Source organism: Lactobacillus equicursoris DSM 19284 = JCM 14600 = CIP 110162 (assembly GCF_001434815.1).
Taxonomy (GTDB): domain Bacteria; phylum Bacillota; class Bacilli; order Lactobacillales; family Lactobacillaceae; genus Lactobacillus; species Lactobacillus equicursoris.
Genome location: NZ_AZDU01000041.1, coordinates 1 through 14,810 on the forward strand (window position 1 = coordinate 1; position 14,810 = coordinate 14,810).

The window sequence follows — 14,810 nt, forward strand, 5'->3', positions numbered from 1 at the left end:
CGTACTTGAGTAAGTTTTTGAGCAGCTCCCACCGCACTTGAGTAAATTCTTGAGCGTCGACCATCCCAGTTAGTACATCCCTGCTACCTAGGTATCCTACTTCTTAACTTTTCGGTATACAATTCTGAGTACCGTTGCTTTAAATAGGAACCTTTTTTATAATATTATCTTGAATGCCTAACCTAAAAGGTTTTTAGGCAAAAAAGAGAAGAATTTGATAAACATGACAAAAGAAGATAATGAACAAGTGCAGGCAGATTCCCAAAAGGTGAAAGGCCGCCCTTTCTACCACGGCATCAAGCGGGTATTTGACTTCGTAGCATCGGCTATCGCCTTGGTACTGCTATCGCCTCTATTTTTATTTTTAGCAATCAAGATTCATGGCGAAGATGGCGGACCCGTTTTTTACTCACAGATTCGAATTGGCAAAAACGAGAAGCCCTTCCGCATCTATAAGTTCCGCTCTATGGTTGTTAATGCCGATCAGTTAAAAAAGAAGCTCCTGACGCAAAACGAAGTTGAGGGTGCCATGTTCAAGATGCATGACGACCCGCGGGTCACCAAGATTGGCAAGTTTATCCGGGCGCACAGCTTAGACGAACTGCCACAGCTGTGGAACGTACTAAAAGGCGACATGAGTCTGATCGGTCCCCGGCCGCCTCTGCCAGATGAAGTGGCTGAATATGACGACTGGGATAAGCAGCGCTTGCTAGTTAAGCCTGGTTGCTCAGGCCTATGGCAGGCAACAAGCCGGAATGAGGCGGATTTCAAGGGCATGGTTTTGCTAGACATTGAGTACATTAACAAATCCAGCCTGCTTTTTGACCTGAAACTAATCTTGATGACGATCAAGGTGATTATTCACCCTAATGGAATCTATGAAAAAATAAATAAGCAATAAATAAGTAGGAGGCAAATTATGTCCAAGTATTTAGTCGTTGGCGCTGGCCTGTTTGGCGCCGTTTTTGCACGCGAAGCCGCTAAGCGCGGCCACGAAGTAGTGGTGATCGATAAGCGCGATCACATCGCCGGCAATATTTACACCAAGGAAATCGCTGGCATCCAGGTTCACCAATATGGCGCTCACATTTTCCATACTTCTGACAAGGAAGTCTGGGAATACGTGCAACAGTTTGCCGAATTTAACCGGTACACTAATAGCCCGGTAGCCAATTACAAGGGCCACATGTACAACCTGCCTTTTAATATGAACACCTTTGCCCAAATGTGGGGCATCCGGACGCCGCAAGAAGCACTTGATAAGATCAACGAACAACGGGCCGAAATGGCAGGCAAGGAACCACAAAACCTGGAAGAACAAGCCATTTCTCTGATTGGCCGGGACATCTACGAAAAATTGATCAAGGGCTACACCGAAAAGCAATGGGGGAGAAAGGCAACGGAACTGCCAGCCTTCATCATTAAGCGGGTACCAGTCCGTTTGATCTATGACAACAACTACTTCAACGATGACTACCAAGGCATCCCAAAGGGCGGCTACACTAAGCTGGTTGAAAACATGCTGCAGAGCGACCAGATCACCGTTGAAACGAGCACCAACTTCTTTGACAACAAAGATGAGTATCTGAAGAACTTTGACAAGGTCGTTTACACCGGTCCAATCGACGAGTTCTTTGACTACCAGCTGGGTGAACTGGAATACCGGTCCCTGCGCTTTGAAACCGAAGAAGTGAACGTCGGCAACTACCAAGGCAACGCGGTCATCAACTACACTGACGCCGAAACGCCATACACGCGCGTGATCGAGCACAAGCACTTTGAATTTGGCAAGGGTGCCCCCGACAAGTCTGTGATTACCCGCGAATACCCAGCTAACTGGAGCAAGGGCGATGAACCATACTACCCAGTCAACAACGACAAGAATAACGCCTTGTACGCCCAATACAAGGACCTGGCTGCAAAAGAAGATGCCAAGGTGATCTTCGGCGGCCGCCTTGGCCAGTACAAGTACTACAACATGGACCAAGTGATCCGGGCGGCGCTGGACGCGGTGAACACAGAATTTGGTGATTAGCCTTGAAGGTTGTTAAAAATTACCTCTATAATGCTAGCTACCAAGTTCTAGCGATCATCGTCCCTTTAATTACTTCCTACTATGTCAGCCGGGTTCTGGATCCCGCCGGTGTTGGGGCCAACGCCTTTACCAACTCTGTCATCCAGTACTTCGTCTTGCTAGCGGATTTGGGGATCGCATACTACGGTAACCGGGAAATTGCCTACGTTCGAGACGATAAAAAGAAGATGGCCCAGACCTTCTGGGAAATCCAGACGGTTAAGACCTCGATGACCTTGATTTCCTACGTTGTGTTTGTGATTTTCATGAACTTCTATGTGGGCCAGCCACAGTACATGTGGGCTCAGTCTATCAACTTAGTGGCTGCCGCCTTCGACATCTCCTGGCTTTACCAAGGGTTAGAAGATTTCAAGCGAACCGTTCTGCGGAATACTTTTGTCAAAATCCTGTCCATGGTGGCGGTCTTCATCTTTATCAAGGACAGCAGCGATGTTACCTTGTACATCGTGATTGTGGCTCTGTCCAATTTCTTGGGCAACTTCACCCTGTGGCCACATGCCTTGGGGATGCTGAAGAAGGTGCCTCTTAAGAAGCTTCGTCCTTGGCGTCACCTGCCACCGGCTGTTTCCATGTTTGTGCCGCAGATCGCCATCCAGCTTTATGTGCAGCTGAACCGGACGATGCTGGGGATCATGGTCAATGAAAAAGCCTCCGGCTTTTACCAGTATTCTGACAACCTGGTCAAGCTGGTTTTGGCCTTTGCGACAGCGACGGGTACAGTCATGTTGCCCCACGTGGCTAACGCCTTTGCCCAAGGCGACATGAAAAAGGTCAACCGGATGCTCTACAAGTCTTTTGACTTTGTGTCGGCTCTAGTTTACCCGATGATGTTTGGGATCGCCGGCGTCTCCATGACGCTAGCGCCACTTTACTACAGTCAGGCTTACGCTCCAGTGGGCCCTGCCATGTTCATCGAGTCGATTGTCATCTTGATGATTGGCTGGTCCAACGTGATTGGTACCCAGTACCTTTTACCTGTCAACCGGGTAAAGGATTTCACGGTTTCCGTAACCTTAGGGGCGGTTGTCAACATCATTTTGAACTTCCCGTTAATCCACTTTGGTGGCTTAAACGGGGCCATGTGGTCTACGGTAATTTCCGAAGTCTCCGTCACGGCTTACCAGCTGTGGGTCGTTCGCCACGATCTAGACCTCAAGCTGCTTTTTAAGAGCAACTGGAAGTATTTAGTATCCGGGATCGTCATGTTCGTTCCAGTTTTCTGGCTGAACACCCACATGAAGGCTAGCTGGCTGTGGATGATTGCCGAAGTGCTTCTAGGCGTTATTATCTATGCGGTGATGGTCCTCTTGTTAAGAGCACCTATCGTTGACCAGGCTAAAGAATTGATCAAGGATCGTTTTCAAAAGTAAAAAAGAAAAGAGACAAAATGCTAGTAGGATACGTTTCACCGACCGACCCTTTTAAAGACCGGAAAAGCTGGTCGGGGACTTACTATAATACCCGTGAAGCCTTAGAGAAGGCAGGTCACCAGGTAGAATGGGTTAGCTACACTAACTGGACTAAGACCGATAAATTTTTTGCCAAAGTCTACAAGGCAATTTATGGGAGAAAGGGTTCATACATCCACTCCCGCCTAGCTAGCCATATCCGGACTAGAACGATCAAGCAGGACTTGTCTAAATACGATGTTCTCTTCGTACCTGGACAGGTAGATATTGTGGCTGGTTTAAAGACGGATACGCCGATCATCTACTATACTGATGGGACGGTTCCGCTGATGATCAACTACTACTGGTTTGGTTTTACCAAAAAAGCAATCAAGGAAGCAGAGCTGGTCGAGCAACGGGCTATTGACAATGCTAGCTACGTTTGGCTGTCTTCAAAGTGGGCAGCTGATTCGGTGATTAAGGACTATCATGCTGATCCCAATCAGGTTAGTGTCTTTCCCTTTGTTGTTGGCAATAATGACGAGCAAAAAATTCACGTTGCTAAATATGATGGCCAGACTTTAAAGGTGATGTTCTCCGGCGTTGACTGGGAGCGTAAGGGTGGCCAGTACGCGGTTGATGCAGTAGAAACTCTTAACCAGCGCGGAATTAGGAGTGAACTCTTGATTACCGGGATCCGGGACTTGCCAGAGGCGGTTAAGTCGAAAAAATGCGTCAAAAATCTGGGCTTTTTAAATAAAAATGAGCCTGAAGGGCTGAAAAAATACCTGGCAACCTGGCAAGAAGCCAATCTGTTGCTTCTGCCGACTAGGGCAGAATGCTCGGCGATCGTCTTTTGTGAAGCGGCCGCTTATGGCGCGCCCGTCTTAACGACAGAAACTGGCGGCAACAGCACTTACGTGAAGAAAAAAGTGAACGGTGATCGGCTGCCGTTATCAGCCAGTGGGGCAGAATTTGCGGATGTACTAGAAAAATGGGTCAAAAATGGTGATCTAGACCGCTTAAGCCAAGGGGCTGAGCAAATGTATCGCGACTACAATAGCTGGAAAGCTTGGGGCGACCACTTTAACCAGGTAGTCCGTTAATCAAAAAGACGACTTGCAGATGCAAGTCGTCTTTTACTTTGGCATAATTGTCCTTTAATTCTTGGCAAATAGAATTTGCTTGTTGCCTTCTAAGTTGGTGTAGATGGTAATGACGTGCTTTTTCACATCGTAGGTGGCATGTTCATGCTTGGCATTCATGTAGTACTGAATGTAGACCTTTCTATCTTTCTTGACGATCTTCTTGCCATTGGTTAAGGTGAGGTAGTATTTCTTCTTTTGAAGGACTACTTTGCTCAGCTGGCGCAAGTCTTTCTTCTTGGATTTGACGGCCAATGGATAGATATTCTTAGCATTCTTATTGATCTTTTGCTTAGGGAGACGGTCAATATTGATATCAATTGGCTTGCTGGATTCCGCATTGGCATGAATAGCGATTGAAAGATAGCCATGTGACTCATGATAAGTTAGATGTGCATATTTTTTACGGATGTTTAAAGTTTTCTTCTTACCATCGTGATTTTTGAAGTAAACCTTGTAGGCATCGCTATTTTGGGTAACCTTGATTACCGAAAAATTATTAGCGACATTTTCTACTTGGTTGACGTATTGCTTAATCGGAGAACGCTGACCAATAAAGAAAAAACCAGCTGTTAGCAGTAAAAAAGCACCGCTAGTGATGATTAGGCCTTTCTTGAGGGGAGTGTCTTTTTTGATCATTGCCCAGATAAAAGCAGTGATCAAGGTAATCGCCATACAAATAATTTCAAGAGATTGGTGCAGGTATAGGAAATCTGCCAAAGCTTCCATTAATATGCTCCTTTAAATATTGGTAAAATTCGGGTCCACGCTATATGATGATACCATAGAAGTGCTACAGTTGTAGAGAAAAATGCGGTTAACAATTGACAAGTTTACATATATTAGGCTAGCGTGGTAAAATAGACAAGATTGCTTCTTTATCTTGCGAATTAAATTAAAACGTTATTGTTATAACCGAAACTGATAAATGCATAATTTGAAGCTGATGCTAGGATAGAAAATTTCTTTCAAAAGTTAGGGACAAAATACATTAGCAGTTAGATGCATCAGTTATTACGATTAACTAGGATTAATATGACTGAAGACAATAAACCTTTTGTAAAAATAATTATTGCGGCACATAAGAAATATCAAATGCCCCAGGATCCAATGTATTTGCCGGTACACGTGGGGGCAGCTGGCAAGCTGGGCAAAGACGGTCAACCCTTAGACATTGGCTACGTTAAAGACAATACTGGGCAAAATATTTCAGATAAAAACAGTGAGTTTAGTGAATTAACCGGCCTGTACTGGGCCTGGAAAAATGTTGATGCGGCTAATTTGGGGCTAGCCCATTACCGCCGGCATTTTTCTTTTCGTAAAAAGAGCAGCAACCCCTTTGAAAATGTGTTGACTAGCAAAGAAGCTTCTCGCTTATTGCATCAGTACAAGGTAATTGTACCTAAGAAGCGCAATTATGTGATTGAAACGCTTTATTCTCACTACGCTCACACCCACTATGCTGAGCATTTGGACATTACCCGCAAGATTATCGCTCAAAAATACCCAGATTATGTGCAAGACTTTGACCAGGTTATGGAGCACCGAGAAGGCTACATGTTCAACATGTTCATTATGAGACGGGACTTAGTAGATGCTTATTGCCAGTGGCTCTTTGACATCTTGTTTGAACTGGAAAAGCAAATCGGTCCTAAAACGGCTAAGATGGACAACTTCCAAAAGCGACTTTACGGTCGGGTGAGCGAAATTGCTTTTAATGTTTGGCTGCGGCATGAAGTCAGGACTGGCGTTTTAAAGGCATCCGATATTAAAGAAGTCAGGTGCATCTACATGGAGCCGATTGACTGGGGCCGAAAGATTGCTTCCTTTATCAAGGCCAAGTTCTTTGGTCAAAAGTATGACAAGAGCTTTTAGCCATGAACGAAGAAGTTACAGTAATTATCCCAGCCTATAATGCTGCTAAAGTTATAGGGGATGCAGTAGCAAGTATTCAGAAGCAGACTTTTTCTAATTGGCACTTGATTATTGTGGAAAATGGCTCAATTGACGATACAACGTCTGTGTGTGAGTCTTTTTGCCAAGAGGATTCACGAATTTCTCTGGTTCACAGTTCCAAAGGCGTTTCAAATGCCCGTAATTTTGGCCTAGGCCAGGTAAAAACGCCATGGTTTACTTTTTTAGATGCCGATGATCAATTGTTGCCGGAAGCCTTAGAATCTTTACTAAAAAATGCTTCTGGTCAAGATCTAGTAATTGGACAATATACTAAGGCAACAGAAGCTTTTTCTGGAAAAAGCAAAGTATATCAAGCTGAGCAAATTCAGGATTATTTAGTAGAAGCTTTAAGTGATGCGACTAAAAAGGCAGTGGTTGGTGGGACTTTATTTAATGCCCAGTTTATCAAAGATAATCATTTACGCTTTGACTCTGACTTGGCTCACGCTGAAGATAGCGTCTTTATGTTGACTTGCTTGAAAAATGCTCGGGCGTTCACAGTCGTTGATACGCCTGTCTACCAATATACTTATAGTGCTGACTCAGCAACCCGGTCAGCCGGGAGCAAGTTGGTTATGGGATTTACAGGAGCAATTGAACAAGTCTACAAGCTCTGCCAAGGCGAGTCGGCAGAAGTGATCAATGCTAGCTATTTGTTTGCTTTGACCCAGTTCTTAATTATTAGCGTTAATGGTTTGTTTAATAATTCTGCTACTTTAAAAGAGCAAGTGGAGCAGGCTAAAGAGGCCCTAAATCAACCTGTTTACGTCCAAGCTTTAGCTAAGATCGATTTAAGGCCCGTGCCCCGGTCGAAGAGGATGATGCTTCAATTGCTTAAGCAAAAAAACTGGCTGCTCTATGGACTGGCTTGCCGCGGCAAGGCTTGGCTCAATCAGCGAAAGGGTTAGTGGGAGTAAGCGAAGAGGGAGTAAAATGAAACCTGAAATTACGGTGATCGTTCCGATTTACAATGTGGAGCGCTATATTCGGAAGTGTTTAGATAGTTTGCTAGCTCAAACTTTTGCCAACTTTGAAGTCTGGGCGGTTGATGATGGATCTCCTGACAATTCAACGGAAATCGTTTTAGAATACGCTGCTAAGGATCAACGGATCAAGTCTATACTTAAAGAAAACGGTGGTTATGGCTCGGTTTTACAAGACAGCATTGACCGTCTGGAAAGCAAGTACTTTTTAATCTGCGATCCTGATGACTGGTTAGCGCGTGATGCTTTAGAAAAGCTGTATAACTTTGCAGAAGAAAAGCAGCTAGACTTAGCTGTGGCGGACAAGTATAACGTCTATGAAGAAGATGGCGAGGAAGAATACGTCAAAAGCATCCCCAGCTGGATGCAAAGCATCAAGGCAGATACGGTCTATACCGCGCCAGAAGATGTGCATAAGTTTTCTCTCTTTGAAGTAACCCCGCATGCCAAGCTCTATAAAACTAGCATCGCTAAGGGAATTGTTTTTCCGCAAAAGGTCAGCTACACTGACTTCGTCTTATACATGCTGGCTTTAAGCAAGACAAAGCGAATTGCTTACGATCAAGAAGCTTTAGCTTACTACCTGAAAAATCGTCCTGGTAATACGGCTACTGACGTCCGGCCATCAGTGATCAAGGACTACCTGACCGGCTTTGATGACATTTTAAAGCAGCTGCCCCAAGAGCAAGCTGACCGAAATCAGGTGCTTTACTACCGCTTGTTTATTCAGCTTCGCTATATCTGCAAGCAGTACGCCAAGGTGTCAAAGGATCCCTTTAAGGATGAGTACATCAAGCTGATCTATCAAGGTGCTGCTAGCTTGCAGCCTTACCGGCAGGAAATTTATCAAGTGACGATGGAAAATACCACCAAATCTAGTCGGATTTTCCAGCATGGCTTGCTGACGCCAGTAACCAGTCACTGGTTTGTTAAGAAAATCATCAAAAAGTTTATGTAATCGCGAGGAAAGCATTCGTGAATGTAAAAAAGTCTATCCAAAATAACTGGAAGAATTTGCTTTTTGGGGCTCTTTACTTTCTCTGGGGAGCCTTTTTTCTGGTCTACAAGACAGTTAATATTCCCAAGCCGCCAATTTTAGACAAGTTTCGGCTGCTGCTCAATCTAGTTGTTTTGGCAGCTCTATTATTCTTAATCCTGCTTGATTGGATTAAGGACTGGCAAAAGGGATATTATTCCAAAATTCTTTTTTCGGGAATCTTTTTGGCAATCGCCTTTATTGTTAAGGGCCACGGAGATGGCTGGCTGTCCTTAGTCATGTTTGTCTTTTTGCTTGCTTCAGCCAGCATCAATTTTAATTACATCCTGTCGGCTTTTCTTGGTTTTAGTGGACTAGTTATGATGGGGAGCTTTTTCCTGTCCAGCCGCGGGGTAAACATCCTGCGCAATTTTATCAGTGTCAGGGCTGGGCATGGGGCCATCCGCTATAGTTTGGGTTTTAACTGGGTGACCAACCCAGCTCAGCTAGCCTTTTTCTTTGTGGCTGCTTACGTAGTTTTGCGCAATCAAAAGACGACTTATTGGGAAATGCTCTTGCTTGAGCTGGTGTCTGGTTACATCTACTTTTATACAGATACCATTAACCCCTTCCTCTTAACTACGGTGCTCTTGGCATACATGGCCTTTGAGCGCTTTAGAGCTTTTAAGCCGCTTTTTTTGCGTGTGCAATTCTTTAAGTCAGTCTTGTCTTACCCCTTTGCCTTAGCTGCGGCGCTAATGTTTATGGGAGCGATGCTCCCGCAAGGGCGCGTATTCCAACTTTTAAATCGGGTGTTTAACCGGCGCTTTTGGCTCAGCTATAACGGTCTAGTGGAATACGGCATTCATCCCTTTGGCCAGCGAATCGTCTTCCGCAATCAAAGTGAGCAGGGAGGCTTCTTGGCTGGATATAACTATGTTGACAGCTCTTATATTCAATACACTCTACTGTATGGGATTTTCTTCATGCTGTTGATTATTGTTGCCTTGTCACTGGTTACCAGGAATGTCGTTAGCGAGAATAACGAATTATTGGCAGTTGTTTTAGCCATCCTGGCCATCCATGCAATGTTTGACCCGCAGCTTCTGTGGCTATGGTATAGTCCTTTTGCCATGTTGATTGGTATTAAGTGCTTTAATCCTCGTCAGGAGCGTCAACGATTCAAGTGGGAAGAAAATCTTTTTGGACTGCTAGGACCGAAAGTTAAACAAGCCTAATTAAATAAAAGGCAGGTTAGCAGCCTGCCTTTTGCTGTAGCTAATGTGATATTCGATAATCTAGGAAAGACTAGATAATGGTGAGGCACGATGACAAAAGTAAGTATCATAATTCCGGTTTACAATGCAGTAAAATCATTGCCGTATTTGCTCGCCGATTTACAAAAACAGACTTATCAAGATGCAGAATTTATCATGGTTAATGATGGATCTACTGATGAGAGTGCTCAGGTAATCGCGGATTTCATTAAGAAGCAGACCACTAGCAGCAATTCCTATATCTTGATTGACCAAGCAGATGAAGGTGTTTCTGCAGCTCGAAACAATGGCTTGCGTCATGCCGGTGGAGAATATGTGATGTTTGCTGATTCCGATGATCGTTTTGTTCCGAATTTTGTAGAAGAGTACGTTAAAGCGATCGAGCAAAATCAGACGGATATCGAGATTTTTTCCTTAAGTAAGGTTAACGATCTGGATACGCTTAACGAAATTGGTCGGGTTGATTATACCGACTTGGCCAAGCAAGGGATTTTGTCAGGATCTGACTACTTTAAGTATTTAGCAGCTGATCAGATCTATGCCTACCCGCATTCTTATATTTTTAAAAGAACGCTATGGCAAGGAAGGCAGTTCGATCCTAATGTTAGCTATCAAGAGGACCGCCTAGCATTTAGCTTGATCGTGGCGAATACGCCGGGGATTAAGATCCACGTAAACCAAGAGAGCTACTACTATTACTATATCCACGATGACAGCGCGACGCGGAAGTTGCCGGCTGCTAAGCTAGAAGAAACGATTATAGTTGATCAAAGAATTATCCGTGCTGCCTTAAAATCGGGGAATATCGATGTTTCAGAAGCCGTGTTGAACCAGCTAATTACTTCAACCTATTGGCAAATGCTGGTTTTAAGCGTGCAACAGGATGACCAGAAACAGTTCAATCTCGCTAAGCGTGGCTTTTTGCACTATGTTGGGCAGACTGAGTTCAATACGGCAGACATGGCAAAAAAGCGTAAGCTTCAGGCAGCACTGTTGCGGCTTAACTTGGATTTTGTCGTTAAAAGCAAGATTAGGCATTAGACAGTAACATTAGAGAATTAGAGGTAAGAGATGCCAGAAAAAATTGACGTGGTCTTTTTGTGGGTGGACTCAGCTGATCCAGCCTGGAGGGATAAAAAGGCCAAGTATCAGCCAGCTAAAGCAAGTGAGGCTAGTGCTTCTGATGTTAGATACCGGGACTACGGAACTCTCAAATATGCTTTAAGGAGCCTAGAAAAGTATGCCCCATGGCTGAACCAGATTTTTTTAATCACGGATCAGCAAGTGCCGGAGTGGCTAGATACTTATAGCAGTAAAGTAAAGATTATTGACCACCGCGAGATCATTGATGATAAGTATTTACCGGTCTTTAATTCCAGTGTCATTGAAATGAATATCGATAAGATACCTGGCCTATCTGAAAAGTTCGTTTACTTTAATGATGATATGCTCTTAAACTGTCCGTTAAGTCCAGAAGACTTTTTTCAAGGCGATCAGCCCTGTGATTATCGGATTTACAAGCCGATTGTACCTTTTGAAGAATTTGATCATATCTTGATCAACAACGGGATTTTGCTCAACCGTTATCTAGATGGCAAATGGCCTTTGTCTAAGAAGGGAATTTTTAGCAAAAAATATGGCAGCGACTTGTTTAGAAATCTGTTGATGATGCCGTATTTGAAAAGGTCGGGGGTGCCGGGCTATGTGGAGCCGCACGGCCCTTTGAGCTTGAAAAAGTCAAGTTTTGCTCTTGCGCGGCAAATTTGGCCCAAGGAAATTGCCGAAAACAATACGCATCGCTTCCGGGAATATAATGATGTTACGGTTTGGCTAGTGCGTCACTTGCAGCTGGAGCGGGGGGAATTTTGCCCGCGGGATGCCAAGTTTACTCGCTTTTTGCGCTTAAATCAAACTGATGAAATTAAGCAAACGCTGGAAAGCCAACGGAATGGGGCAATCTGCATCAATGATGACGTGGTGGATGACTATGAAGCTTGTGCTCGTAAAGTTGACGAGTATCTTGAAAAGAAGTTTCCAGAGAAGTCCAGTTTTGAAAAGTAAGATGTGCTGGATATTATTTGAGTATTTATGAGAAAAAGAATCGAGTATATTGACGTTGTTGAGACCTTGGCAATTTTCTTTGTCGTGTGCTGCCACAATACGGCTCTTTTAGGTCAGTCTGTTTTAGCAACGGCTATTTTGCAATTTACGACAACAGTTGCGGTTCCGCTCTTTTTTATGGCTAATGGGGCCTTGTTGATGTCAAGACCACTAGATCTGAAGAAGCATTTGACTAAAACTGGAATGCTGGTTATCGCTGTTTTTGCTTGGAGGCTCCTGACTTGGTTCTTGGTTATGCCTTTTGATACTAAGACCTATTCACAAATTGGTGCGGTTAACCTAATCAATTACCTGCTAGGGGGAACAACATCAGCTTATATTCCGGTGGAAGACTATTGGTTTATGTACCGCTTAATTGCAATTTATCTTTTTTTGCCAATTATTAAATTGGTCTATAATCATGATTCAAAAGTCTTCAAGTATTTAATGGTGATCATGTTTGTGGCAGCTTTCGTTGTTACTGAAATTGACTTTATCTTTAAGCTAGCATCAAAGTGGTATGGTATCGGTTTGATTTCTGTAGGTTCTTTTAGAGATAAGATTTTTCCTCTAAGCTTGATTGCTGATAGCGGCTTTTACTTTTTGGCTGGGGACTTTTTGCATAGAAACTATTATCAAAAAGAGATTAGTAAAAAATCTAGGATCCATTTAGCTATTGTTGCTGTAGCTGCTTACGCTTTATTGCTATTTCAGAAACTCTTGCAGCAGGGAACTTTATCAGGCAGCTGGCAACGGCTAGACAATGACTATTTGCGGATTGGGACATTAGTGCTGGCTTCTAGTATATATGCTCTATTTGCTAACACTGATTTTTCTAACAAAAAGCATTTGAATCGCTATTGCCAATTTGTTTCAGTACGGACGATGAACATCTATATGATTCATATGTACTTGATCTATGTATTTAATCGCTTGCTTGTTCCCAAAACTTCCTTCCGTGGAGTTGGAATCTACTTGTTAAGTACGTTAGGAATTGCTATTGTTGGCTTACTTGTTACGGAGCCTTTTACCTACATTGGCTTTATTAGAAAAATTCTAGGTTTACAGCCTAGACGATAGTGAAAAAGAGACTGCATGTTATGTCATCGCTTAAAAAATATCTGCCAGGGCTTGCAGTTGTAACCCTGTTCATTTTTTACTTGTTTTATCAAAGCCAGGTTCAGCAGTACTATGGCCTCTTCCAAAAAGGGGACACCTTCTTTCATGTCAGTCGGATTTATGAAATTAGGTATGCCTTTTTGCATCATGAGCTGCCAAACTGGCTGAATTATCACTCCTATTTTGGCATGGGACAAGCAGTCAATGGGATGTATCCTGACTTGTCGCTTTGGCCCCTGGTCTTGGTGACCTTGCCGCTGCCTTTGATGAAGCAAATTATCGCTATCCGCTTGCTGATTTTAGCCTTAACCTGCCTAGTAACCTACCTGAGTCTGCTTAAGCATAAGTATCAAAGCAACTTGGCGATTTTTGCGGCAGTAATTTACACCTTGTCAGGCTATTCCTTGTACCAGGCAAGCACTGAGGTCCAGTTAGGGACAGGAATTATCTATATTTTTTCCTTCCCGATCTTCTTTGCCTTGGTAGACCTATTTAAGCGGGAAAAAATTGACTACAATTTAGTTTTGCGCTTAGGCTTGCTATTTACGATGATTGTGTCTTCGCACCTCCTAAGTGCCGTGATTGTGGCTTTTATCGTAGCTTTGCTTTTGCTCTACCGCTGGTTGATTGATCGGGACTTTAATTGGGCAGTGCTTGCCAATCTAGCCTTGTCTGGCGTGATTTCGGCAATCTTATCACTTCCGGTTCTTTACAGGTACTTTTATCTCAGCAGATCTGGTTTGGCTAAACCGTATGGGCAGGGGATGATTACAGCTGAGAGCGTGCAAAAAATGCTCTCAGACATCGATTGGTCAACTAGGACGACCTTTTCAGTTGTTTCACTGGTACTGCTAGCAATTTGCCTCTTCTTTGGTAAAAAGAGCGAAAAGATGTTGAAACTACTTTTACTTGAGCTGATGTTGGCTGTCTTATGCACTAATTTTTTCCCGTGGAATCTGATTGATAAGCTCCCAATGTTGAACAATCTCCAATACACTCCTTGGCGTTTTGGAATCTGGTTGGGGATTATTCCGATTGTCCTTTACTTGAATACTTTTGCTGATTCATTAAAAATCGGCTCAAAACTGCCATATAAGTTTTTGCTTCTCTTAGCGCTAATGACGCCGCTGATCAGTAGTCAAGCGATTAAGAGCCTTAACGAGGACTCGTCCAAGAAAATTTTTATCACGCAAAAGTTTATGGATAACGCTCAGGGGAATGTTGAAACAGTTAACGACGAATTTCACAATTACCTGCTTATCCGTGACTATGCTCCGATTGAATCAAGTGTGACAGATGGCAGCAACCGAGTGACACGACAGACCTCTAACTTGGCTTTTCACCCTTATATTGCGAATGACCAGGGCCAGCAGGCCAAGATTTGGCGTGAACCTATTAACAATGGGGTTAAGATCCATGTTCAGGCTAATTTGAAGGGGAGAAGCTTTAGACTTCCGCTCTATAAGTATCGAACGGTTCAATACTCGGTTAAGGTTAATGGACAAAAGGTTGGCTATCAAGCAGATCAGCAGGGATATCTGCAGATTGTTACTAAGGCATCGCTAAGAAAGGGTGATGTGTTGATAGTAGAAAGCCATAATCCATCGGTATATTTAGTGCTTGTTTGGATTTCATTGTTGCTGTTCATAGGGGGGTGTGCCGTGGTTGGGTGGCATGACTGGCATTTTAGATAAATAATGTGGTCGCTCGGAGTGCTATCCCCCAAAATATGTCAACCGATCTGGATTTTGTTGAAAAAAGCCCCCAAAGT

General features: G+C 43.6%; 13 protein-coding genes. 12 read left to right on the forward strand and 1 reads right to left on the reverse strand.

Features of this window, described 5'->3' with window-relative positions:
* Positions 1-223 precede the first annotated feature (223 nt).
* From FC20_RS07515 to FC20_RS07530, 4 genes are read left to right on the forward strand one after another with little or no spacing between them, the layout of a single operon-like run.
* On the forward strand, positions 224-901 hold the full coding sequence (locus tag FC20_RS07515; protein ID WP_008462347.1) for a sugar transferase: 678 nt from the start codon (positions 224-226) through the stop codon (positions 899-901).
* Between the two features lie 18 nt (positions 902-919).
* Positions 920-2,035, forward strand: a complete 1,116-nt coding sequence (gene glf / locus FC20_RS07520; RefSeq protein ID WP_008462350.1) for a UDP-galactopyranose mutase — start codon at positions 920-922, stop codon at positions 2,033-2,035.
* 2 nt (positions 2,036-2,037) lie between these two features.
* Entirely contained in the window at positions 2,038-3,465 is a 1,428-nt protein-coding gene (locus FC20_RS07525) for a flippase (RefSeq protein ID WP_008462352.1), read from the forward strand.
* Positions 3,466-3,482: 17 nt separating this feature from the next.
* Positions 3,483-4,589, forward strand: coding sequence for a glycosyltransferase family 4 protein (locus tag FC20_RS07530; protein ID WP_008462354.1), 1,107 nt, complete (start codon positions 3,483-3,485; stop codon positions 4,587-4,589).
* Between the two features lie 54 nt (positions 4,590-4,643).
* Here the strand turns inward: FC20_RS07530 and FC20_RS07535 are convergent, their stop codons facing one another.
* Positions 4,644-5,357 carry a hypothetical protein gene (locus FC20_RS07535; protein WP_008462355.1) on the reverse strand — a complete coding sequence of 238 codons (714 nt, stop codon included), beginning with the start codon at positions 5,355-5,357 and terminating at the stop codon, positions 4,644-4,646.
* 306 nt (positions 5,358-5,663) lie between these two features.
* On the opposite strand from FC20_RS07535, the gene FC20_RS07540 reads away from it, so the two are divergent.
* From FC20_RS07540 to FC20_RS07575, 8 genes are all read left to right on the forward strand, one after another.
* Positions 5,664-6,503 carry a DUF4422 domain-containing protein gene (locus tag FC20_RS07540; protein WP_008462357.1) on the forward strand — a complete coding sequence of 280 codons (840 nt, stop codon included), beginning with the start codon at positions 5,664-5,666 and terminating at the stop codon, positions 6,501-6,503.
* A 2-nt stretch (positions 6,504-6,505) separates the two neighbouring features.
* Complete coding sequence (locus FC20_RS07545; protein WP_008462359.1) at positions 6,506-7,492, forward strand: glycosyltransferase family 2 protein; 987 nt, start codon at positions 6,506-6,508, stop codon at positions 7,490-7,492.
* 25 nt (positions 7,493-7,517) lie between these two features.
* Positions 7,518-8,525, forward strand: a complete 1,008-nt coding sequence (locus tag FC20_RS07550) for a glycosyltransferase family 2 protein (RefSeq protein ID WP_008462361.1) — start codon at positions 7,518-7,520, stop codon at positions 8,523-8,525.
* A 17-nt stretch (positions 8,526-8,542) separates the two neighbouring features.
* Entirely contained in the window at positions 8,543-9,781 is a 1,239-nt protein-coding gene (locus FC20_RS07555) for a hypothetical protein (protein WP_008462363.1), read from the forward strand.
* Positions 9,782-9,871: 90 nt separating this feature from the next.
* Entirely contained in the window at positions 9,872-10,861 is a 990-nt protein-coding gene (locus FC20_RS07560) for a glycosyltransferase family 2 protein (protein WP_008462365.1), read from the forward strand.
* 30 nt (positions 10,862-10,891) lie between these two features.
* The gene (locus tag FC20_RS07565) at positions 10,892-11,881 is read left to right on the forward strand and encodes a stealth family protein (RefSeq protein WP_008462367.1); all 990 of its coding nucleotides are present in this window, start codon (positions 10,892-10,894) and stop codon (positions 11,879-11,881) included.
* A gap of 27 nt (positions 11,882-11,908) precedes the next feature.
* A complete protein-coding gene (locus tag FC20_RS07570; protein ID WP_008462369.1) occupies positions 11,909-13,000 on the forward strand; it encodes an acyltransferase in 1,092 nt (363 codons plus the stop codon).
* On the forward strand, positions 13,000-14,733 hold the full coding sequence (locus FC20_RS07575) for a hypothetical protein (RefSeq protein ID WP_008462371.1): 1,734 nt from the start codon (positions 13,000-13,002) through the stop codon (positions 14,731-14,733). The genes FC20_RS07570 and FC20_RS07575 overlap by 1 nt, the downstream gene beginning before the upstream one ends.
* Positions 14,734-14,810: the final 77 nt, after the last annotated feature.

Excerpts from the sequence above, each read along its gene's own strand:
- FC20_RS07515 (WP_008462347.1), top strand. The coding sequence starts at position 224 with ATGACAAAAGAAGATAATGAACAAGTGCAGGCAGATTCCCAAAAGGTG.
- glf (WP_008462350.1), top strand. The coding sequence starts at position 920 with ATGTCCAAGTATTTAGTCGTTGGCGCTGGCCTGTTTGGCGCCGTTTTT.
- FC20_RS07530 (WP_008462354.1), top strand. The coding sequence starts at position 3,483 with ATGCTAGTAGGATACGTTTCACCGACCGACCCTTTTAAAGACCGGAAA.
- FC20_RS07535 (WP_008462355.1), bottom strand. The coding sequence starts at position 5,357 with ATGGAAGCTTTGGCAGATTTCCTATACCTGCACCAATCTCTTGAAATT.
- FC20_RS07540 (WP_008462357.1), top strand. The coding sequence starts at position 5,664 with ATGACTGAAGACAATAAACCTTTTGTAAAAATAATTATTGCGGCACAT.
- FC20_RS07545 (WP_008462359.1), top strand. The coding sequence starts at position 6,506 with ATGAACGAAGAAGTTACAGTAATTATCCCAGCCTATAATGCTGCTAAA.
- FC20_RS07550 (WP_008462361.1), top strand. The coding sequence starts at position 7,518 with ATGAAACCTGAAATTACGGTGATCGTTCCGATTTACAATGTGGAGCGC.
- FC20_RS07560 (WP_008462365.1), top strand. The coding sequence starts at position 9,872 with ATGACAAAAGTAAGTATCATAATTCCGGTTTACAATGCAGTAAAATCA.
- FC20_RS07565 (WP_008462367.1), top strand. The coding sequence starts at position 10,892 with ATGCCAGAAAAAATTGACGTGGTCTTTTTGTGGGTGGACTCAGCTGAT.
- FC20_RS07570 (WP_008462369.1), top strand. The coding sequence starts at position 11,909 with ATGAGAAAAAGAATCGAGTATATTGACGTTGTTGAGACCTTGGCAATT.